Raw genomic sequence first — 18,832 nt, forward strand, 5'->3', positions numbered from 1 at the left:
ATGCCCACGATAGGCCTGCGCCTCGGGATACGGCTGCGCTCCGCGCTGGCGGCCGCGCTGGTGGTGGCCGCAGCATCTGTTCTGGCCGGAGCGGTGCTGTTGGTCACCGCTCGCGGCATCCTGCTGGACAACGTCAACGCCGCCGCCGCTGACCGGGCTGCCCAGGTCGCCTCCGCGCTGGGCGGCACCGATGCGGGGCCGCTGACCGCGGCTGTGCGGCCGTCGGCACCCGAGCGCAGCGTGGTCCAGGTGCTGGACCCGGCGGGACGGGTCTCCGCCGCCACCGATGTGGTCGCCGGCGCCCCGCCGATGTCCCCCCTGCGGCCAGGGCCGGGCCGCACCCTTCAGGAAACCCGTCACCTGTCGATCGGCCATGACTCGCCGTTCCGCATCGTGGCCACCGGGGTCACTACCGACTCGGGTGTGCAGACCGTCCTGGTCGCCGAATCGTTGGACCTGGTTGACGACAGCACCGAGGCTATCCTCGCCGCCCTCGCCGTTGGCCTGCCGCTGCTGGCCGTCATGGTGGGAGGCGCGACGTTTCTCTTCGTCGGTCGGACGTTACGCCCGGTCGACGCGATGCGTCGGCGGGCCGATTCGATCACGGCGAAGAATCTGCACTCCCGACTTCCAGTGCCCAGCGCCGATGATGAGGTCGCGGCGCTGGCCGTCACGATGAACACCATGCTGGACCGGATCGAGGCTGCCTCCGCCGCGCAGCGGCGCTTCGTCGCGGACGCCAGCCACGAGTTGCGCAGCCCGCTGGCTACCATCCACGCCAACTCTGAATTGCTGCGGATGGCGGCGTTACCGCAGGCCACCGCTCGCTCTGCCCGGCGGATAGCTCAGGAGAGCGAGCGGATGGCCCGTCTGGTGGAGGATCTGCTTCTGCTCGCGCGGATCGACGAGCACACGCTGCCGCCGCGGCGTGTGGACGTAGACCTGGACGACCTGGTGTACGCCGAGCGTGAGCGCATCTCCGTCGAGTACCCGCACCTGCGTTTGGGCGGCGCTGTGGAGCCGGTCCGGGTGCAGGGCGATCCCGACCAGTTGCACCGGGCGGTGCGCAACCTGGTCGACAACGCCGTCCAACACGCGCGCAGCCGGGTTACCGTCGGCTCAGTCCGGGATGCGGGCCGGGGACAGATCGTGGTCGGCAACGACGGTCTGGCCATCGCCACCGAAGACCGAGCCAAGATCTTCGAGCGTTTCGTCCGCTTGGACGACAGTCGCTCCCGCCAGGGGGGCGGTTCGGGTCTGGGCCTGTCGATCGCTCGCGACATCGTGATCGCGCACGGTGGAGCCCTTGAGGTCGACGACACCACCAACGGTGTCGTCATGCGGATCACGCTGCCCTCGGAGAGATCCGACCCTCCCAAAACCTACAGATTGTAGGAGTACGTTGAAGGGGTGATGCCCCTGCCCCGTAGAACCGCCGTCGCGGTAATCAGCAGCGCCACCGTCGCGTTCGCCATCCTGACCGGCACGGTCGTAGCTCGACTGCCCGGGTTGCTGCGCGTGGATGCCGCGATCAGCGCCAGCGCCCATCGGGCGGCGACGCATTCGACATGGGTCGAGGTGATGGCGGCGATCACCGCCACCGGCAGCACCATGCTGCTGCTTCCCGTCGTCGCACTGGGCTGCTTGCTTCTGATTGTGCGCGGTCACTGGCGGCAGGCGGTGTTCGTCGCCGTCGCCATGACCGCGACGATCGCGCTCCGCTCGCTGATCGTCGCTGCTGTCGGCCGCCCGCGCCCGGTGGACCAGATGGTCGCTGTGTCCAATTTCTCGTTCCCATCCGGTCACACGGCCGCATCCGCGGCTGCCGCGACGTGCCTCGCGCTGGTCGGCGCCACACTGCTGCGCCAGCGAGGGCTGCGGATTCTGCTCGCGGTGGCGGCCGGGGCGTGGGCCGTCACGGTCGGGGTGAGCCGAGTGGCCTTGGTCGTGCACTGGCCCAGCGACGTCCTCGGTTCCTGGTTGCTGGTTACGGCGATCGTCCCCGCCGTCGCGCTACTGGCCGACCTGGCGCTACCGACCGTTCCCAGCGGCACCGCCGATCCGATGGACACCCGGGCGCCGGGTCGCTCTAAACGTCAGCGAACCGAAACGGTGGCAGGTCGTTGGCGCTCGCCCTGCACACGTCGCGTCGGCAGCGGTCGAGGTGATCGGGGCGTGACCAAGGTGTCGCCAGGGGGATTGTTCAGCGAATTCTCAGGACGGTAGCGCCACATTGCCCGATATGAACTACCACTTCTTCGAGTTGGTCAACGGTGGTGCCGGGCGCCGCCCTTATCTCGACGCCACGATGGTGTTCTGCGCTCGGTGGCTTCTCTATGTGGTCTTCGCGGCTGGCGCGCTGATGGTCGCATTCGCGCTGCGTCGGGGGCGCGTGCGTCCGGTGATCGAGTTCGCGGTCACCCTCCTCCTCTCCTTCGCTGCCGCCTTCGCCGTCTCCCACGTCAGTCACGAGCTTCGCCCGTTTCAAAGTCACCACGTCCATCAACTCATCGCACACGACCCCGGGGTGGCGCTGCCCAGCGACCACGCCACCGCTGCCTTCGCGATCGCCTTTGGCACCTACGCCTTCTTCAACCACCGCTGGGGCATCATTTTGGGTTTCGTGGCGACGACCATCGGGCTGGCCCGAATCTGGGTAGGCGTGCACTATCCCGGTGACATCCTGGCCGCCGCCGCAATAGCCGCCCTTTCGGCGATCGTTGTCGTCCTGAGCGGCCGGTTGGCCATCTCGCGCCAGCCAACATGAGGGGCACCTGCAGTTTCTAGGACATCCCAGACCGGCCGCTGTGGTCTTGAGGCGTGTCACCACCAACTGCCCCAGCTACGAGGGCTGAGTGGCATCGATCGTTTTGTAACGCTCGAGCGCCCTACTGCTACCGCGCGGCGTCGGGGTCGATGCGGTGAGCGCGCGCGTCGGCGTTCGATGACTCGAGGGAACCATGTCGCAAGGCCAGCGCTGATGCCGTCGTAGTGGACAGGGTATGCCGGATCGGCCTCATACCTGCGGCCGAGACAGAAGTGGGCAGTCGCAAGAGTTCTGTCCCTCGCTGTCGCGTCCAGTCTGGTCTCGCGGCCTCTCCACCGACGAGAGACCGGTCAGCGATTCGGCAGTGCCAGTTGTTGGGCCGTTTCCTGCCGCAGCCCAGGTGGCAACCGCCCGTGGTTCAAGGAGCCAAGCGGGCACAGTGGAGGGCGAACCGTCCCGAGCTGGTCGGGAGGAGAGTAGGCATCCTCGTCGGTGCCGGGTGGGGTCCAGCCGTCGATGAGCCGCTGATCATCAGCATTGATCTTGTCTGTGGCCTCCGATGCCGCTAGTGTCGGCTCCGCCGAAGTGGTCCGTTTCAGTTCATCCACCGAGCCAGTCGATTCAGCACCGCTTGTTGGCGGCGAAAAGTTGTTGTGTCAAGGATCAGAAGGAGGAATGGGGCACAATTGCTTCGAGGAACATCCGTTGGGCTGCGCGCTAGACAACTGTCGGACGTGGCGGTCTTACACGACGAGCTTTATAATGACGTGCCCACCCGATCACGGGCCGACACCCGTGCCTGGCGACCGATTCCCGAAGGAAGCGCCGCTTCGCCGTATTCGCCAGCCGAACCGGCGGCTGATGCCGCGTGCTTCTCGGTAGTGCGGCTGAGCGACGATGAACTGGCCGGGGAGGCGTTGCTCTGGGGAATAGACTCGCATAACCGCAGCGCCCACGTAGGTCTCTCACTGCTTCCCAGGCTGCGCGGCGTCGGGCTCGGGAAGGACGCGGTGATGGTGTTGTGTCACTATGGCTTCAAAACACTCGGTCTACACCGACTGCAACTCGAGACCTTGGTCGAGAACGCGCCCATGATCCGCGTGGCAACCTACAACGGATTCCGGCGAGAGGGTATCCGACGCCATGCCGCCTGGGTTGACGGTGACTACGCAGACGAGCTGACGCTTGGACTCCTGGCCAGCGATTGGGCCGAGGCCACGACGTGAAGCCTGGCTGAGCCCAGGACAGCTGCAATGTTTCACAAACCCAGCGATGCGTTGCCAACCGTACGTGCCATCGGGACCATCGAAGATATAGTGGATATGGAATCTATCGAGGATGCCGGGTGCAGAAGGCTCCAGCTCGCACTAAATAGCGCCGCCGTCGCCGCGTACGACCGCTCCCGGCATCGCAAATACTTGGTAGGCGCAGAGGCCGGTGGCAATGGCCGGATCCTCTGCTTCCATCCTGTGCACCTCCTCGAGACTGGCCGCCTCGATGATCCCCAGTCCATAGGGGCCGCTCGGGTCGATTATCGGCCCGAACACAACAGCCACCCCTTGGTCCAACAACCTCCGCCAGTAGGTGACGTGCTGCGTCATGATTGCGCGTTCCGCGTCGGTCATGTCGCTGGCGAACGACGGGCGGGGTGGAACAAGTTTCAGCGCGAAGTGGCCGATCTCTGCCACCGTGACGCCTCCTCTCGGAAAATGGCTATTTGGGAAGCTCACGCGACGGGCCGGGCACGATCTGTGTGACGGCGTTGCCAGCGAACTCAGCGACCCATATGTGGCCGTCAACGATGGTGATCTGTCGTGGCCCGCGGATGCCGGTCACCCTGCCCGTCGCACGATCACGCTGCGGGTCGACCCTGATGAGCTGGTTATCGCCGATGCTACCCACCCAGACCGCATCAGGACCGACGGCGATCCCATCGAGTTGCCGGCCCAATCCGGTGATCCGTTTCAGCACGGCCCCGCTGGCCGGATCGAATCGGGTCAGTCCCTCCGCATCGGTGACCCAGCCGGATCCGAAGCCGAAGGCCACCTCGGACGGGTGGGGTCCGGTTTGCACTCGGGCGGTGATCTGGCCCGTGGATGCATCGATGCGCCACAGTTCGTTCGTCGTACCGGCCAGGTCCGCGACCCAGACGGCGCCGCCGTAGGACACCGGGAAGCCACCCCGTAGGCCACTCACCGGCACGGTCCGCACCACCTTGCGCTGTTTAGGATCAATGACGCTGAGCGTCGAGTCTGCCTGGTTGACCACCCACAGCCTGCCGTCGACCTCGGCAAAACCGACCGGAGCCGTGCCCACCGGAATCGTTGCGTCGACCTTTCCAGTGCCGGCGTTGACTTTCAGGATCGAGGCCGAACCGTAAGCCCCCACCCAGACAGCCGACCCAGAGGCGTGAACGGACAAGGGAAGCGTTGTGGCGCCCACTTGCACCGTCCTGACAAGCGAGCCGCTCCGGAGTTCGATCTCGGCAATGCTGCCACCCTGGTAGGTGCCGACCCACAGCATGCCCCCCGCGACGGACAGCCCATCGGGGTTGCCCGCGACAGCGACCCGCCTGACGACCCGTCCCGCAGTCTCGGCGTTGGCGTCAACAGGTGCCGCTGCTTGCGGTTGGCCCGGGACACAGCCCGCGGATCCGAGGCCGACCAGCACCCCCGCAATCAGGATCTCGTGCACTCTCCGAAAACGCCGCATTCCACGCTCCCTGCTCGCTGGCCTGTCTGCCCTTTGTCGAATCTCCGGCCAGGTTAATGATTGTCCACCTGTTGCAAGAACGGTGTACGGACGAGCACACGTTTGATGTTCAGCTGCCAGCTCCCGGTCGGAACAGGTGAGCCGCCGCCGCGGGTCGATCCATCTCCGCTGACAGCCGCGTCGGCTCGCTCAGCTCATGTGTCAGCGCCAAGTAGCCATCTTCCAGTGTGGGCTCCGCTGGACGGGCGCCTGGCGGAGCATCGTCGCTGATGATGCGGCAGGTGAGGTGGTCACCGTGATCGATGCTAGAGACGACGGTGGCGCCAGCCGGCGGTTGACCGCGGTGAGGCAGGTCAACGAGCCAGGTCCGGTCTCGGGCGGCGGCGACGAGGCTGGTGGTGGATCCGGTGTGCACGATCCGGCCGCGCGCCATGACCGCGAGCCGGGGACAGATCGAGGCGATGTCCTCGACGATGTGGGTGGACAGCAACACCGTTCGATCCCGTGCGAGTTCGGTCAGCAGGTTGCGAAAACGGATCCGCTCGGTGGGGTCGAGGCCCGCGGTGGGCTCGTCGACGATGAGCAGGCGTGGCTCGCCGAGCAGAGCTTGCGCGATGCCGAGGCGCCGCTTCATGCCTCCGGAGAACGTGCCGACCTTACGGTTGGCGTGCTCGCCGAGAGCGACGGTCTCCAGCAGCCGATCGACGCTGCGGCGACGCAGCGCGCTGTCGTGCACGCCCTTGAGGATGGCCAGGTAGTCCAGGAACCGGCGGGCGTTGAGGTCCGGGTAGACGCCGAGTTCCTGGGGCAGGTAGCCAAGTTCGCGCTGGATTCTGCGGCGGTTGCGCGGGCGGTCGAGTGGAACGCCGTCGACGCTGGCCACGCCGGACGTGGGCGCAAGAATTCCGGCGAGTACCCGCATCAGCGTGGTCTTGCCGGCGCCGTTCGCGCCGAGCAGGCCAAACATGCCGCCAGGCACGTGCAGGTCGAGCCGGTCGAGCGCGAGCGCACCCCGGCGGTACCGCTTTGTCAGCTGCTGGGTGTGAATGTGCATCAGAGGTTCTCCAAGCGTCGAACGGTTGCGGCGTAGCCGGTGATGACCAGAGCGGGCAACAGGAGCAGCAACGTGATGCTCAGCAACGCCGAGGCCGTAGAGGTGTGTTCCGGGGCGCCGATGCCGCTCCCCTGGTACGGGCTGGATCCGCCGAAGAGGCCTGCTCTGGCGTAGTCGCCCATCGGGGTCAACGGGGTTCCTGCCAGGGTCGGCAGATAGCCAGGCGACAACAGGTTGCCCCACAACCAGTAGCCGACGAACAGCACCCGAAACAGGATCGGATTGAGCAGCATCGGGCACACGAGCGCGAATCCGCTGACGAACAGCAGCCCGGGTATCTGGATGACCAGGAACGCGAGCAGCCCGACGGCGAAGGCGCCTGGCTGGCCGCGGACGACGGCGAACCGTGCGACCGTGATCGTCCAGACGAGGGCCAGCGGCAGGGCCACCGCCGTGGCGCAACCGAGGCATTTGGCCCACATTTGGGCTATCGGATTGGTGCCGGTAGCCGTGATCAGCTCGGCGGTGCGGAGCCGACGCTCGCGCACGAGGCGGTCGGCGAGCAGCACACCGGCCAGCATGGGCGCGAGCCAGTTGAGTTTCACAGCGGCCACCGCGATGTCGGCACCAAGTTGGTCGGGCGGCGCCTTATGCACGGCCAAGGTGAGCAGCAGCGCGGCGAGCGCGGCCATCCCCAGCCACAGGCTCGCGCGGCTGAGTTGCATGCGGAACTCGTACCGGAACACGCCGGCGAAGGTCATTGATCGCCTCCAAGGTTGAGAAGGCGGGCGGCGAACACCCGCTCCCTGCGGACGGTGAGCATCAGGGCGGCCGCGCCGACCAGCAGGGCTCCGACCGCAATCAAGGTGAGCCTGTTGAGCCACCACCACCCGGCGAGCGGGCCGGTCCCGTCGTCGACGAACAGGTACAGCGGCCTGCTCCAGCGGCGGTCGTACCACTGCACCGTCAGGTCCTGCAGCAGCCACACCCCGGCCACTGTGGCGCCGGCGCCGCTGACGCTGCCGGTCAGGGCGAAGACGGCTGCACCCAGCCCCCCGAGCGCTATGGCCGGCGACACCCAGGTGAGCTCGCCTGCAACCGCGCCGTGCACGGGATGCCAAAGGCCGCCGAGCTGGGCCGCGACGGCGAGCGCCACCGCGGCGAGCGCTGAACTCGACAGGCTGAGTCCGGCCCGCCGTGCGAGCGTCAACGGCAGCGGCGTCGGCAGACTCAGCTGCACCTCCAGACACGTCTCGGCGGCCGGCACAGCGGCCACCGCCAAGCCAAAGGCGAGGGGCAACATCTCCCGCAGCCAGAACTGCACGAACACGTCGGTGTCGTTGCCCCTCGCCACGAGGATCAGAGCGATGCCGGTGCCCGCGGCCAGTACCACGGGCACCGCGGTCAGCGCCGGCCAGCCGGCGCGGCGGGTCTCGTGGAGCAGTAGGGTGCGGCTCATGCGGCACCCGCTGTCCGACGTGGGCCCGCGGTCACCGCCATGGCACCGAGCAGTCCCGCCACGGCGAGTACGGCTGGGCTGGTGGTCCAAACCGTCTGCAGGGGCGCCGCGACCGTCGGCGTCACAAGCGACAGACCGGCGAGCACGTGCAGGAACCACAGCCCCAGCGCGACCGTGATGCCGGCGCCGGGCCGGCTGAGCACCGACACGAGCAGACTCACCGTCGTCAGCAGCACCATCGGGCCCAGCCACGCCCCGATCACCACGGTCAGCGTCTCGTGGGCCCGCCCGGCGACGACCACGCTGGCCAGCAGCGCCGCGACCAGGTCGACGACGAACACCACCACCAGCCGGGCCAGCATCACCAGGCGCGGCCCGGCGCGCATGACGAGGGCCAGTTCGCCGAGCCCGTCGCGGAACAGCAGCGCGCTGCCGGTGGCGGCCACCACCGGCGCGATCGCCACGAACGCGTCGCGCGGCCACCCCCGGTCGGCGGTCAGCGCTACCGCTGTGCCGAGCATGATGATCAGCAATGACGCGGCAGCCAGCTGTTGGTTGACGATCGGTAGTTGGGCGCGTACGAGTAGCCAGGACCAGCGCAGCCAGGTCCGCCCGGCCATGCCGGCGTTCACCTGGGCCAAGGTGCCGGCCAGCACTCGGTCCAGAGCCGCTGCGTCGACTTGGTCATGTCCCCACAACGCGGCTGCCGTTTCGAGCTTTTCGTCATCGATGCTCATCGCGTTTCCCTTCACGCTCCTGCAGCAGCCGGGCCAGGTTTCTGCGGGCCAAGCTCAGCCGACTCTTCACGGTGCCCACCGGCACGCCGAGCAGTTCACTGATCTGCCGTCCGCTCAACTGCTCCACGCAGGCCAGCACCAGCACCTCGCGATGGTGCGCCGGGAGGCGGCCAATCGCGTCCGCAACCGCACGCAGATCGGCCCGGGCCAGCGCCACTGGCTCAGGCCCCGGCTCCGCGTCACGCAGCGCCGCCAGTCGCTCCTCGCCCAGCTCGTTGCGGCTCACATCGGCGTGGTACGCCGAGATGGCCCGGCGGCGCGCAACCGAGAACAGCCAACCCCGCACCGTGCTGCGCCCCTCGAATCGCGCGGCGCCGCGCCACGCGGCTACCAGGACGTCCTGCACAACTTCCTCGGCCCGGCCCGGATCACCGACCAGCGCGGTCGCGTAGGTCAGCAGTGAGCGCCCATAGCGCGCGTGCAACCAGCGCAGGCCCGACTGATCCCCGCCCGACATCGCGGCGAGCGCGCTGAGGTCGTCGGCGTCACCGCTGTCACCGCCGTCACGGCTCAACACCGGGGCGTACCCCCCAATCGGCCGGGCCGGCCTCGCGCCAACCCGTCCGCCCACCAGCGGTAATCCTGTCACGCTAGATACGTCCGGCGAGAGGCTTGGGGGGTTCACAGGGCAGGCCAAATTCTTTGCGCAGTCCTTACCTGTGCCGCGGGTCAGGGGCTTGCGACCGGGGTAGATCAGCACGTACTCGGGGCAGATCTACGGCGACTCGGTCAGCGAGGGAGCACCTAACCAGACGGCTCCACGTCATCCGCGTGTTCCGGTGGCCTCCCGCTGAGCGGCTGTCCGGGTCAGCAGTGTTTGGCGACGTCGGGACGGCGCGCAGATCAGGATGGCGCCGACGGAGTTGTCCTCCAGACCCCGACGAAGGGTGGTGCGGGCGGCGGGGCAGCCGTGGCAGGCACCAGCCAGCTCGACGGTGACGGTGCCGTCGCGGACGTCGACGAGTTCGATGTGGCCGCCGAGGGAGTGGGCCAGGTCCCCGATCGGCCCATCCAACAGCGCTTGGGCGGCGCAGCGAAGCTGTCCGTCATCCGGCTCGCCGAGCTTGTCGGCCGGTGCCCAGCCGGTCTGGTCGGCGAGGGCGGCGTGCAGCGCCGAGCGGACACGGGCGCCGTCACGCGACCAGTTCCGGCCGGTGTGCAACGTGGTGACGATCGATGCCGGTTCGACGCGGACCTGGGTCAGGGTGCCGTCGTCGTACAGGGCAGCGAGCGGGTGGGGCATGGCTGCGGCGACACCGATGAAGGGGCAGCACCCCGGCGGGGTGATCCAGCGCAGTTGCTTGGCATCTCCCGAGACTGGCTGAGGATGTACCGGAATCATGACGTCATCCGCGAGCAGTGCGGTGATGGTTCTTGCCAGGTAGGCCATGACCCACGCCAACACGGTGAGGTAGCTGAACGCGATCAGGGGGCCATTTCCAGCCGCCGGTCTCGCGGCGGATGATGCCGATGGTGGCCATGCATTGCATGGCGAAGGCGAAGTAGACCAGCAGCGCCGCGATGGTCGGGGCGGTGAAGACCGGCTGGCCGGCATGCGGCCCGTCCGTGCAGGTCATCGCCTGTAGGGCGTTCGACGGTTCGTCGGGGTTCTCGGCGGCGGCGACCTGGCCGAGGGTGGCGACGAACGTTTCGCGCGCGGACTGCGCCGAGAGCACCCCGAGCAGGACCGCGTCGAGGGGACTGATGACGCTCACCGGCGCTCGCCCCGGCCCGCGGGCACAGCGCACCGCGCCAATCCCGCCCGTTTCCACCAGCGATCACGGTCACGACAATGCAAGTGTGTCTCCCACCAGCGGGCCTGAGCAGCGGTAGGGACCGTTGGTGACGTCACGCAACGGGCTCTCGGATCGGATCCCGGGGCCGGCGGTCCCACCGCCGCAAGGAACGGTGGCGCTCGTTTCCGCACCCTAGCCCACGTCCCGGGCCTGGGACGCATCTCAGCATCGTTGACCCAAATTGCATGATCGCGCCGCTCGGATCAGTCGAGGTACCAGATGAGCATCGCGACGCCGGTTGTCGTGAGATGGACGATCGGTACGGTGATCGCCAGGGCGCCGAGCACAGCGAGCGCGGAGCGGGTGCCGGCGCCGAGGCGACGTCCGGTCAGTGCCAGAATGCCCGCGCCGACACCCAGCGCGGCGCCCGTGCGCCCGCTGTCGAGGCCGAGTGCCGTGGGGTCGAAGGCACCGAAAGACCAGGCCAGGCCAGCCATCGCCGTCAGGGCGAGGCAGGCGAGCCCTGCGGCCGCGAGGACAAGACGCCGCCCACGGCCGCTATGGCGTTGCCGAAGCGCGAGAAGCAGCCCCGATGCGCCGAAGGTGCCCAGAAGAAAGGGGCCGCCGAGGATCATCGCCCAAGCATCGAGGCGCAGCAGCACCTGCACGGGTAGCAGTACGACAAAGGGACCATGCGTGGGCCACAGCCCCTGCGGATCGACCAGTCCGTGGGTCCGGGCGATGCGGCCGGGGACGTCCGCCGCGACGTAGGTGACGGGCACCATGATCAACCACGAGATCAGCGGCCAACCCAGCCCCAGGAGGAGGAGGTGGGCCGCCGACGTGAGCACGCTTGGCACCGGAGCGCTGGCGGGCAGATCCGCAAATCCGCCGCGCAGGGCCGCACGGCGTAGTGCGGGCAAGGTCCACGCCGCACCTACGACGTACCGCCACCTAGCCAAGGCGTCGTCAAGGCTCAGGAGGTCTGCCATCCACTCGTCACTCTGCCGGCTACGAAAGCCGGCAGGTAGAAGAGCGCTTAGGATCGCCAGCATCGCACGCTCGGCCCGGAACAGCCGGTGGTCCGGGACCGCCTCACCCGCTCCGTCCGGGCTCACCACGCGAGCCGCCGGGCCCCCGGCCGCGGCACGCGCTGCGGCCGTGCGGTGAGGGCGGCGCGACCGGCGATGACGCCGGCGGCGGTAAGTCGGTAGTACCGCCGCCTCGGGCGACCCTCGACGCGCACGTCCACTTCGTCCTCTGCCCTGCTCGCGAGCCAACCGGCGGCTTCGAAGGCAACCAGGATCGGGTAGATAGTGCCTGGTTCCAGCCCGACGAGGTGCGCCAACTCAAGCCCGTATCGCTCGCATTCAGGCTCGTCGAGGAGCGCCCTCAGGACGAGTAGACGCGGCACGGTCATGCGGAGATTCCTCACCCGCGACACGCTAGGCCCTATAAAGAACTTTGAATAGTCCGAAGGACAGCACAGCCAACCAGGAAGCGCACTCATGCCACAGAAGGTCGACCGCGGAGGGCAGGTGTCGCAGTTCGGCAAGGTGGCGAGCAGGTGCAAGGCCAGCCGGTGAAGGGGCGGCCCGGGCGGCCACGGGTCCAGCAGGCGTACTCGACGCCCTGGTCGAGGGTAAGCCTCACGCCTTCGGCGGCCGCGCGATCAAACGCAGTCGCCCCGAGCGCTCGACGTAAGTGGGCGGTGGTGCGGTCGTACGCCCCCTGCAGGTCGACCCCGCGAGGAAGGCTGGTGTTTGTGCGGGCTGCGCCGGCCGCGTACAAGTGCGCATACCGCAGGCCTTCGGCTGGATGGCCGCTCCGACTCAGGGCGACGCGCTTTAGGCGTGGAAGTCATTCCTGCGCGGCCACCACCCCATCCTCATGGACTTCGGCCTCATCGGCGGCCTCGAACCCGCTAGTCAACCGCCCGGCGAGACTGGTGTGCCGCCGTTCGCCCACTACGAGCCCGCGCGGTGGGCGATGGGCGACACTCGCCGGTACGCCGAGCGCACGGGGCTGATCGACCTGCAGCCGCTGCGCGACCTTGCCTCCACCGAGTGTGTCCTGGCGAGCCTCGGCTCGGAGTACCTCCTGTTGGAGTTGAGCGGCGATGGCCAACCATTCACTGTCGACCTGCCAGCCGGCTCCTACCACGTCGAATGGCACGGCCCGCCCAACGCGATCGTGTGTTCTCTTGCGCGGATAGATCTGTGATGCAAAGCTATCTTCATGACACACGAATCGGTTCCCCGTGCGGAGACCCCACACGAGCTACTGGCGGCCGTACGCGAGCTGACGCGCAAGGTCCGTGCCGCACAACGCGGCAGCTGGTTCCCACTCCTGGTCTTCGCGACGATCACCCTGCTCGCGATCCCCGTCTACCGCTACGCTCCCTACCTCGACCTCTTCGACACCTGCCGATCGCGCCCCGGGCACACTGTCTGCAGGCAGCCCAACCCGACGCAGCTCGCCTACTGGACGGTCGCGCTCATGCTCGCGTACGCGGCGATCGCAGGCTTCTACGTCCGGCAGTCCCGACGCCGCGGCGTGGGCACCACCATCCGCCCCTACGTCGTCATCGGAATCGCGTTGGCCATCCTCATGGCGGCCGTGTCGATCTGGATGGCACTGGACCCGCTCCTACCCATCCCCGTCGACCCCTTCTCCACCGACCCGGTCGAGATCGAGGTCGGACCGCGCGTGTGGCTCACCAACGCGCTGGCCAGCCCCACCGTGGTAATCGGGCTGGCGCTGCTGGTGCTCGCGTGGGTCGAGCGGCACTGGGCGCTGCTGGCGTACAGCCTCGGCTACCTAGCCGTCGTGGTGATCATGGGGGGCCAGGTCATCCACTCGACCTCGCAGTGGTGGTTCCTGCCGCATCTGCTCGTCCCGGCGGTGGTACTGCTGCTGGGCGCCGCCGCCTTCGCACTGTTCCGGCCGGCCGTCGAGGTCGAAGCCTGATGACCGACCACCCCGCCAACGGCCTCGACGACGTCGTGCACCAGCGCGTCCGGCTCGGCATCATGGCCATCGCGCACCAGGCCCGCCAGGTCGAGTTCGGCTTCCTACGCACCACCCTGCAGCTGACGGCCGGAAACCTCGGGCAACACCTGAGCGTCCTGGAGAAGGCCGAGCTGATCCAGATCGAAAAGGGCTACGAGGGCAAGCGCCCGCGCACCTGGGTCATCCTCACCACCGCCGGTCACGCCGCCCTGCGCGACGAGATCTCCCACCTCAAGCAACTCATCCAGCAGGTCGAACAAGCAGACACGGCACCGACCACAAACCAGTGACTAGCGGACCACAGACGCGGGCGAACTCCCAGCTGCGCTGAGGCTCGTGACGCAGCCGGGCGCCGTCGGCACCTCCGCGCTGGGCGGAATCCTCATCGACCACCTCGGCGCCCACGCCGCGCCGAGGGCGTTGGCCAGGAGCCCGACGAACATTATCGAGGAGAAATAGCTGCAGAGCATCGTCTGCGTGAGTCCGCGATGATGGTGGCCGAGCCGAGTTCACGGCCCGTCTGCTGTATAGCCCAGACCAGCAGCGGCATGACGACGACGGAGACCGTCGCAGTGCCGATACCGATCGGCGAGGTCTCGGCCCGCCCGCTGCCGAGCAGGCTGCGGGCGGGTCGACGGTGAGCCAGGTTGCCAGGGCGAAGAACGACACGGCGATGAGTCGCCGCGCCAGGCGTTCACGGTTCTCAGGCACCCGGAGCGGAACTGCCAGATGACGACCAGGGCGCTGGAGACATCGACGAAGAAGTCGAGGCCGAAACCGAGCAACGCATTCGAGGACGCTGCCGCGCCGGCCCCGACGGCAACCGCGCCTTCAAGCGCGTTGTAGCCGGCGGTGGCATAGGCCAGCTGCAGGCTGCACCGGTTGAGCCGGGCCGCGCCGCCACAGACAGGCAGAGTTCGCGGCCAGGTGGGAGCGCCGCTGCCCGGGCATCCTGCGACGCCCGGGCAGCGGATCCGTCAGATCTGGTCGAGGATCTTGTTCATGGTGTGGATCTCGGCCTGCTGATCGTCGACGATCTGCCGGGCAAGGGCTTTGGCGTCGCCATGCGCGCCGTTTTTTGTCTCGTCCTTGGCCATGGTGATGGCGCCCTCGTGGTGAGCGATCATCATGGTGAGGAACTGCTTGTCGAAGTTCGCGCCGGTGGCGGCGGCGAGCTCGGACATGTCGGCGTCACTCATCATGCCGGGCATCCCGTGGTCCATGCTGGGCATCGAGCTGGGGCTCGCACCGTGGTGCATGCCGCCCGTGACGTTGGCGGTCGGCGTGGGCATGCCCCACGCGGTCAACCAGCGGGTCATGGTCGCGATCTCCGGACCCTGGGCGGCCTTGATCTGGGCGGCGAGTTGCTTGACCTGCGGATCGGTGGCGCGGGTGACGGCCAGGTCGGCCATCTGCACGGCCTGCTGGTGGTGCGGGATCATCAGCTGCGCGAACATGACGTCGGCCGAGTTGCCGACGCCGGGGCTGCTGCTTTGGCCGCTGGTGACGCTCGGGCTGGCGGTGGTGGGACTGTGCCCGCCCGCGGTGGAGGTGTGGTTGTCGACGCCGCAGCCGGCGAGGGTGACGGCGGCGCTAAAGCCGGCCGCAGCCAAGACGGCGCGGCGTAGGTAGGTGCGAGTCATCGCGGAATGTGCCTTTCGGTGTCGGGAAGACTGCGGAACAGGAAGAGGCGACTCCGGCGGGGGCATGGCCCGCCGGAGGATGCGGCTCCTATACGCGCAGCACTGACACGGAGGCCAGGTGCAGCCCGATCCGGCATTGCGGTGGCGCCCGGCAGCTCGGCGCACGGCGACCCGGACGCGGACCCGCGCGGGCAAAGCTGGTGTGGGCGATCAGGAGGACGCCTAGGGCCACCGCCAGGGCGACGGCGGCGACTATGGCCAGGCAGACCTGCCAGGCGGGCAGGTGCCCGCTGCCGTGGCCGGACGGCTCGACCGCGCCGTGATGGCAGTCGTCGCGGGGGCAGCCATCGTGAGCGGCGGGTGCCGCCAGTGCGGCGGTGGCGTGACCCGGGTGCTCGCCATCGGGCCGCATCGACGACGCGTCGTGGCCGATGGTGTGCATGGCAGCCAAGCCAATGAGGGTGCAGACCAGCAGCACGAACCGAACCAAATGCCCGGTTCGTGCTGCTGGCCGTGTCATGCGCTCCACGCTAGCGCCCTGCCGTTGGCTGATCGCCGCCGATTGCCTGATCGCCGAGCCTCACTGGCTCGCCGGGCGTAGGTGCACGCGGCGCAGGAGTTGGGCGTTGAGGGCGACCACGATGGTGGAGGCGGACATCAACACGGCCCCGACCGCAGGGCTGAGGGTCACTCCGGCAAAGGCGAGGACACCGGCTGCGAGAGGCAGGGCGATGACGTTGTAGCCGGCGGCCCAGGCCAGATTCTGGATCATCTTGCGATAGGAGGCGCGCGACAGCCGGATCACCCCGGCGACCGCGCGGGGGTCGGAGGAGGCCAGCACCACCCCGGCGGACTCGATGGCGACATCGGTGCCTGCACCGATCGCGATGCCGACGTCGGCGCGCGCCAGCGCGGGGGCGTCGTTGACGCCGTCGCCGACCATCGCCACCCGCAGCCCGCGCTTCTGCAACTGCGCCACGGTGTCGTCCTTGTCCGTCGGCAGCACCTCCGCGAACACCTCGTCCTCACCGGGGCGGAAGCCCAGATCCGCGGCGACAGCCTCGGCGACCGGGCGGGCGTCACCCGTGATCATGACGATCTTGCGTACACCCTGCTGCCGCAGTTCGGTGAGGGCCTGCCGGGCCTCGGGGCGGACCTGGTCCTCGAGCGCGAGGGCAGCTATCACGCTCGCCTGGTCGCCGTGCAGGCGCAGCAGGTGCAGCACCGCCGCTCCCCGGCCCGACCACTCGTCCTGCTGCCGGCGCAGGTTGTGCGGCGCTGTGGCGTGCAGTTCGCGCAGCAGCGCGGGCCCGCCGACGGCGTAGCTGACACCGTCGACATCGGCGCGTACCCCACGCCCGGTCAACGACCGGAACCCCGACCCGACCCGCCGGGCGCCCGGCTCGGCGGCGGCGACGATGGCCCGGGCGAGTGGATGCTCGCTGTCTGCCTCCACCGCCGCCGCGATCGCCAGGGCGTCAGCCTCGCTGCTGCCGTCGACGGTGGCGACGCCGGTGACGGCGTGCTCGCCGCGCGTCAGGGTGCCGGTCTTGTCGAACAGGACCGTGTCGACCGTACGCATACGTTCCAGGGCGAGGCGGTCCTTGACCAGAATGCCGCCCTTGGCGGCGACCGCGGTTGACAGGGCGATCACCAGGGGGATAGCCAGGCCCAGGGCGTGCGGGCAGGCGATCACCAGCACCGTCACCGCGCGCACGACCGCCTCGTCGAGGTTACCCAGCACCGTCCAGACCAGCAGGGTCACCACGGCCGTAGCGGTGGCGATGTAAAACAGCCAGGCCGCGAACCTGTCAGCGAGGACCTGCGCCCGTCCATTGGACTGCTGCGCCTGCGCTACCAGACGCTGGATCCCGGCCAGGGCGGTGTCCTCACCGACAGCCTCCACCCGGACGCGGATCGCCGCGTCCGTGGCCACCGTGCCGGCTACCACCCGGTCACCGACCTCCCGGGGCACCGGACGGGACTCGCCGGTGATCATCGACTCGTCCAGCTCCGTGCGGCCGTCGATGATCCGCCCGTCAGCCGGCACCCGCCCGCCCGGGCGCACCAGCACCACGTCGCCGACGTCCAGGTCACCGACGTGCACCTGTTCGGGCTGGCCGGCCGGGCCGAAGCGTTCGGCGTCGTCGGGCAGCAGCGCCGCCAGGGCCGACAGGGCGCCCTGGGCCTGGCCGATGGCCTTCATCTCCTGCCAGTGCCCCAACAGCATGATCGTGACCAGCGCGGCCAACTCCCACCAGAAGTCCAGATCGAACGCTCCCACCTCGGTGGCCAGCGACGCGACGTAGGCGACGGCGATCGCCATGGCGATCAACAGCATCATCCCCGGCGCCCAGTCCCGGGCCTCCCGCACCGCGCCCTGCAGGAACGGCCATCCCCCGTACGCAAACACCACCGTGCCCAGCACCGGACCCACCCAGCCGATGCCTGTGAAGTCGAGCTGGTAGCCGAACCAGTCCATCACCATCTGACTGGTCACCACGATCGGGACCGTCAGAACCAGGCTCAGCCAAAACTTGCGCCGAAAGGCCTCCGGGTCGTGCCCGGCGTGCTTGTCATGCCCCCCGTGCCCCGCATGGCCGACGCGAATACCGGCCTGTGGAGGCCGCCCGCCCCGGCCGCTGGGGCCGCTCCGGTGATCACCGCGGCCGCCGTGTCGGTTCATTACCTCGCCCGGGGTGTCTATCCGGAAGTGCTCGTGATCCTGCGACATCCGCATCGTCTCCTCAGCCTTCAAACTACCCCCCGGGGGTATAACGAGCCAGGCTTGTCGGAAACTCGTGTGCCACTAGCGCCACGACTGTTGCACCGGCAGCGGCTCAAGATGGTGGCCCGCCGCCGTCTCGTCAGACGGCGACGCCCTGTCGCCCTACGTTGTTCGGCAGATTCGAATGAGCGGTGTCGCTCACCAGATCGCGGAACTCGTGCTCGCAAACGCCACACGCTCACGCGGCGGCACAGGCGGTGCTCGCGCATCTCCGGGCGGTCGCACCGGTCACCCCGGCCCTACACCTAGACACGAATTCGCAGTGGGCTAAAGCTGATTTTCCGGTTCAGCCCGTCGACGTCGCGGCGGCACCTGGAGGGTCGCCGCGTACACCTTGGTGCAGATGCTGCACGCCCCCGCGCGGCTGTCGGCCGCCGCCGCGGAAGACTCTGCCCTGCAATTATTGATCAACTTTCAGGCTTCGTGGTGACGCACACGGTGGTTCAGTCACATCGGGCCTGGGCTGTGGTTCACCTCGACTCATGGATCGCCGAGGTCAAGACCATGGACCTGCCCCACCTACACACGTTCACCCGCGGCCTCGGCCTTGACCGCAATGCCGTCGACGCCGCCCTGACCCACGCGTTCCACAACGGTGGCACCGAAGGCGTCAACACCACAACCAAACTGATCAAGCGACAAATGTGCGGATGGGCTGACTTTGCCCTCCTGCAACACCGCATTCCGCTCGGCTAGCCAGCACTCTCCGTCGCCACTGAATGTGACAGAGCTGTTAGCTAAGGGATGTCTCGTAACTGATTGAAGGCGTTGCTTGGGGCGGCCGGTGGTCAGCCGGCGAGGATGATGTTGTGGAGGTTGGCGATGCCGGAGGCGGCGTCGGCCAATGTGTGGGCGGCGCGTCGG

Annotated in this window: 22 protein-coding genes and 3 pseudogenes; 9 read left to right on the top strand and 16 right to left on the bottom strand. The window is 68.4% G+C overall.

Annotated features, from left to right (window positions below):
- Genes ACLJN9_RS19650 through ACLJN9_RS19660 form a run of 3 tightly spaced genes read left to right on the top strand, consistent with a single transcriptional unit; the run spans nt 1 to nt 2,767 of the window.
- Complete coding sequence (locus ACLJN9_RS19650) at nt 1–1,395, top strand: sensor histidine kinase (RefSeq protein WP_410812879.1); 1,395 nt, start codon at nt 1–3, stop codon at nt 1,393–1,395.
- Nucleotides 1,396–1,413: 18 nt separating this feature from the next.
- A complete protein-coding gene (locus ACLJN9_RS19655; protein ID WP_410812916.1) occupies nt 1,414–2,226 on the top strand; it encodes a phosphatase PAP2 family protein in 813 nt (270 codons plus the stop codon).
- Between the two features lie 16 nt (nt 2,227–2,242).
- On the top strand, nt 2,243–2,767 hold the full coding sequence (locus ACLJN9_RS19660; RefSeq protein ID WP_410812880.1) for a phosphatase PAP2 family protein: 525 nt from the start codon (nt 2,243–2,245) through the stop codon (nt 2,765–2,767).
- Between the two features lie 350 nt (nt 2,768–3,117).
- Here the strand turns inward: ACLJN9_RS19660 and ACLJN9_RS19665 are convergent, their stop codons facing one another.
- On the bottom strand, nt 3,118–3,375 hold the full coding sequence (locus ACLJN9_RS19665; RefSeq protein ID WP_410812881.1) for a hypothetical protein: 258 nt from the start codon (nt 3,373–3,375) through the stop codon (nt 3,118–3,120).
- 45 nt (nt 3,376–3,420) lie between these two features.
- Between ACLJN9_RS19665 and ACLJN9_RS19670 the strand changes: the two genes are divergently transcribed.
- Complete coding sequence (locus tag ACLJN9_RS19670; RefSeq protein ID WP_410812882.1) at nt 3,421–3,993, top strand: GNAT family N-acetyltransferase; 573 nt, start codon at nt 3,421–3,423, stop codon at nt 3,991–3,993.
- A 141-nt stretch (nt 3,994–4,134) separates the two neighbouring features.
- Here the strand turns inward: ACLJN9_RS19670 and ACLJN9_RS19675 are convergent, their stop codons facing one another.
- The 11 genes and pseudogenes from ACLJN9_RS19675 to ACLJN9_RS19725 all read right to left on the bottom strand — a co-directional run bounded on the left by ACLJN9_RS19675 (nt 4,135) and on the right by ACLJN9_RS19725 (nt 11,945).
- On the bottom strand, nt 4,135–4,455 hold the full coding sequence (locus ACLJN9_RS19675; protein ID WP_410812883.1) for a YciI family protein: 321 nt from the start codon (nt 4,453–4,455) through the stop codon (nt 4,135–4,137).
- Nucleotides 4,456–4,480: 25 nt separating this feature from the next.
- The gene (locus ACLJN9_RS19680; RefSeq protein ID WP_410812884.1) at nt 4,481–5,461 is read right to left on the bottom strand and encodes a hypothetical protein; all 981 of its coding nucleotides are present in this window, start codon (nt 5,459–5,461) and stop codon (nt 4,481–4,483) included.
- A 127-nt stretch (nt 5,462–5,588) separates the two neighbouring features.
- A complete protein-coding gene (locus ACLJN9_RS19685) occupies nt 5,589–6,533 on the bottom strand; it encodes an ABC transporter ATP-binding protein (protein ID WP_410812885.1) in 945 nt (314 codons plus the stop codon).
- Complete coding sequence (locus ACLJN9_RS19690; protein ID WP_410812886.1) at nt 6,533–7,294, bottom strand: hypothetical protein; 762 nt, start codon at nt 7,292–7,294, stop codon at nt 6,533–6,535. Before ACLJN9_RS19690 ends, ACLJN9_RS19685 begins: the two co-directional genes overlap by 1 nt.
- Nucleotides 7,291–7,992, bottom strand: coding sequence for a hypothetical protein (locus ACLJN9_RS19695; protein WP_410812887.1), 702 nt, complete (start codon nt 7,990–7,992; stop codon nt 7,291–7,293). The genes ACLJN9_RS19690 and ACLJN9_RS19695 overlap by 4 nt, the downstream gene beginning before the upstream one ends.
- On the bottom strand, nt 7,989–8,729 hold the full coding sequence (locus ACLJN9_RS19700) for a hypothetical protein (RefSeq protein ID WP_410812888.1): 741 nt from the start codon (nt 8,727–8,729) through the stop codon (nt 7,989–7,991). Before ACLJN9_RS19700 ends, ACLJN9_RS19695 begins: the two co-directional genes overlap by 4 nt.
- Entirely contained in the window at nt 8,716–9,306 is a 591-nt protein-coding gene (locus ACLJN9_RS19705; RefSeq protein WP_410812889.1) for an RNA polymerase sigma factor, read from the bottom strand. Before ACLJN9_RS19705 ends, ACLJN9_RS19700 begins: the two co-directional genes overlap by 14 nt.
- A gap of 246 nt (nt 9,307–9,552) precedes the next feature.
- Nucleotides 9,553–10,032, bottom strand: a complete 480-nt coding sequence (locus tag ACLJN9_RS19710; RefSeq protein ID WP_410812917.1) for a NifU family protein — start codon at nt 10,030–10,032, stop codon at nt 9,553–9,555.
- Nucleotides 10,033–10,146: 114 nt separating this feature from the next.
- Nucleotides 10,147–10,528 (bottom strand): annotated as a pseudogene (locus tag ACLJN9_RS19715) (ferrous iron transporter B); the annotation flags it as partial.
- Between the two features lie 260 nt (nt 10,529–10,788).
- A complete protein-coding gene (locus ACLJN9_RS19720) occupies nt 10,789–11,517 on the bottom strand; it encodes a hypothetical protein (RefSeq protein WP_410812890.1) in 729 nt (242 codons plus the stop codon).
- A 122-nt stretch (nt 11,518–11,639) separates the two neighbouring features.
- Nucleotides 11,640–11,945 (bottom strand): PadR family transcriptional regulator, encoded by a 306-nt coding sequence (locus ACLJN9_RS19725; RefSeq protein WP_410812891.1) that lies wholly within the window; start codon nt 11,943–11,945, stop codon nt 11,640–11,642.
- A gap of 470 nt (nt 11,946–12,415) precedes the next feature.
- Between ACLJN9_RS19725 and ACLJN9_RS19730 the strand changes: the two genes are divergently transcribed.
- Genes ACLJN9_RS19730 through ACLJN9_RS19745 form a run of 4 tightly spaced genes read left to right on the top strand, consistent with a single transcriptional unit; the run spans nt 12,416 to nt 13,996 of the window.
- Nucleotides 12,416–12,748 carry a hypothetical protein gene (locus ACLJN9_RS19730; RefSeq protein ID WP_410812892.1) on the top strand — a complete coding sequence of 111 codons (333 nt, stop codon included), beginning with the start codon at nt 12,416–12,418 and terminating at the stop codon, nt 12,746–12,748.
- A gap of 15 nt (nt 12,749–12,763) precedes the next feature.
- Nucleotides 12,764–13,495 (top strand): hypothetical protein, encoded by a 732-nt coding sequence (locus tag ACLJN9_RS19735; protein ID WP_410812893.1) that lies wholly within the window; start codon nt 12,764–12,766, stop codon nt 13,493–13,495.
- Nucleotides 13,495–13,827, top strand: a complete 333-nt coding sequence (locus ACLJN9_RS19740) for a winged helix-turn-helix domain-containing protein (protein ID WP_410812894.1) — start codon at nt 13,495–13,497, stop codon at nt 13,825–13,827. The genes ACLJN9_RS19735 and ACLJN9_RS19740 overlap by 1 nt, the downstream gene beginning before the upstream one ends.
- Before the next feature lie 46 nt (nt 13,828–13,873).
- Complete coding sequence (locus ACLJN9_RS19745) at nt 13,874–13,996, top strand: hypothetical protein (RefSeq protein ID WP_410812920.1); 123 nt, start codon at nt 13,874–13,876, stop codon at nt 13,994–13,996.
- On the opposite strand, the pseudogene ACLJN9_RS19750 reads toward ACLJN9_RS19745, so the two are convergent.
- From ACLJN9_RS19750 to ACLJN9_RS19765, 4 genes and pseudogenes are all read right to left on the bottom strand, one after another.
- Nucleotides 13,936–14,451: pseudogene (locus ACLJN9_RS19750) on the bottom strand (hypothetical protein); the annotation flags it as partial. The gene ACLJN9_RS19745 and the pseudogene ACLJN9_RS19750 overlap by 61 nt on opposite strands.
- Nucleotides 14,452–14,514: 63 nt before the next feature.
- Nucleotides 14,515–15,246 carry a DUF305 domain-containing protein gene (locus ACLJN9_RS19755; protein ID WP_410812895.1) on the bottom strand — a complete coding sequence of 244 codons (732 nt, stop codon included), beginning with the start codon at nt 15,244–15,246 and terminating at the stop codon, nt 14,515–14,517.
- Nucleotides 15,247–15,268: 22 nt separating this feature from the next.
- On the bottom strand, nt 15,269–15,700 hold the full coding sequence (locus ACLJN9_RS19760) for a DUF6153 family protein (RefSeq protein WP_410812896.1): 432 nt from the start codon (nt 15,698–15,700) through the stop codon (nt 15,269–15,271).
- Between the two features lie 60 nt (nt 15,701–15,760).
- Nucleotides 15,761–17,866 carry a copper-translocating P-type ATPase gene (locus ACLJN9_RS19765; protein ID WP_410812918.1) on the bottom strand — a complete coding sequence of 702 codons (2,106 nt, stop codon included), beginning with the start codon at nt 17,864–17,866 and terminating at the stop codon, nt 15,761–15,763.
- A gap of 567 nt (nt 17,867–18,433) precedes the next feature.
- On the opposite strand from ACLJN9_RS19765, the pseudogene ACLJN9_RS19770 reads away from it, so the two are divergent.
- Nucleotides 18,434–18,664: pseudogene (locus tag ACLJN9_RS19770) on the top strand (transposase); the annotation flags it as partial.
- Between the last annotated feature and the right edge of the window lie 168 nt (nt 18,665–18,832).

The sequence above is a fragment of the Micromonospora sp. 067-2 genome, from assembly GCF_046549295.1.
GTDB lineage: Bacteria > Actinomycetota > Actinomycetes > Mycobacteriales > Micromonosporaceae > Micromonospora.

What these genes read in the sequence shown, in the direction of transcription:
- ACLJN9_RS19650 (WP_410812879.1), top strand. Translation starts at nt 1, where the DNA reads ATGCCCACGATAGGCCTGCGCCTCGGGATACGGCTGCGCTCCGCGCTG.
- ACLJN9_RS19655 (WP_410812916.1), top strand. Translation starts at nt 1,414, where the DNA reads ATGCCCCTGCCCCGTAGAACCGCCGTCGCGGTAATCAGCAGCGCCACC.
- ACLJN9_RS19660 (WP_410812880.1), top strand. Translation starts at nt 2,243, where the DNA reads ATGAACTACCACTTCTTCGAGTTGGTCAACGGTGGTGCCGGGCGCCGC.
- ACLJN9_RS19685 (WP_410812885.1), bottom strand. Translation starts at nt 6,533, where the DNA reads ATGCACATTCACACCCAGCAGCTGACAAAGCGGTACCGCCGGGGTGCG.
- ACLJN9_RS19690 (WP_410812886.1), bottom strand. Translation starts at nt 7,294, where the DNA reads ATGACCTTCGCCGGCGTGTTCCGGTACGAGTTCCGCATGCAACTCAGC.
- ACLJN9_RS19695 (WP_410812887.1), bottom strand. Translation starts at nt 7,992, where the DNA reads ATGAGCCGCACCCTACTGCTCCACGAGACCCGCCGCGCCGGCTGGCCG.
- ACLJN9_RS19700 (WP_410812888.1), bottom strand. Translation starts at nt 8,729, where the DNA reads ATGAGCATCGATGACGAAAAGCTCGAAACGGCAGCCGCGTTGTGGGGA.
- ACLJN9_RS19710 (WP_410812917.1), bottom strand. Translation starts at nt 10,032, where the DNA reads ATGCCCCACCCGCTCGCTGCCCTGTACGACGACGGCACCCTGACCCAG.
- ACLJN9_RS19720 (WP_410812890.1), bottom strand. Translation starts at nt 11,517, where the DNA reads ATGGCAGACCTCCTGAGCCTTGACGACGCCTTGGCTAGGTGGCGGTAC.
- ACLJN9_RS19725 (WP_410812891.1), bottom strand. Translation starts at nt 11,945, where the DNA reads ATGACCGTGCCGCGTCTACTCGTCCTGAGGGCGCTCCTCGACGAGCCT.
- ACLJN9_RS19730 (WP_410812892.1), top strand. Translation starts at nt 12,416, where the DNA reads ATGGACTTCGGCCTCATCGGCGGCCTCGAACCCGCTAGTCAACCGCCC.
- ACLJN9_RS19735 (WP_410812893.1), top strand. Translation starts at nt 12,764, where the DNA reads ATGACACACGAATCGGTTCCCCGTGCGGAGACCCCACACGAGCTACTG.
- ACLJN9_RS19740 (WP_410812894.1), top strand. Translation starts at nt 13,495, where the DNA reads ATGACCGACCACCCCGCCAACGGCCTCGACGACGTCGTGCACCAGCGC.
- ACLJN9_RS19755 (WP_410812895.1), bottom strand. Translation starts at nt 15,246, where the DNA reads ATGCCCCCGCCGGAGTCGCCTCTTCCTGTTCCGCAGTCTTCCCGACAC.
- ACLJN9_RS19760 (WP_410812896.1), bottom strand. Translation starts at nt 15,700, where the DNA reads ATGACACGGCCAGCAGCACGAACCGGGCATTTGGTTCGGTTCGTGCTG.
- ACLJN9_RS19765 (WP_410812918.1), bottom strand. Translation starts at nt 17,866, where the DNA reads ATGAACCGACACGGCGGCCGCGGTGATCACCGGAGCGGCCCCAGCGGC.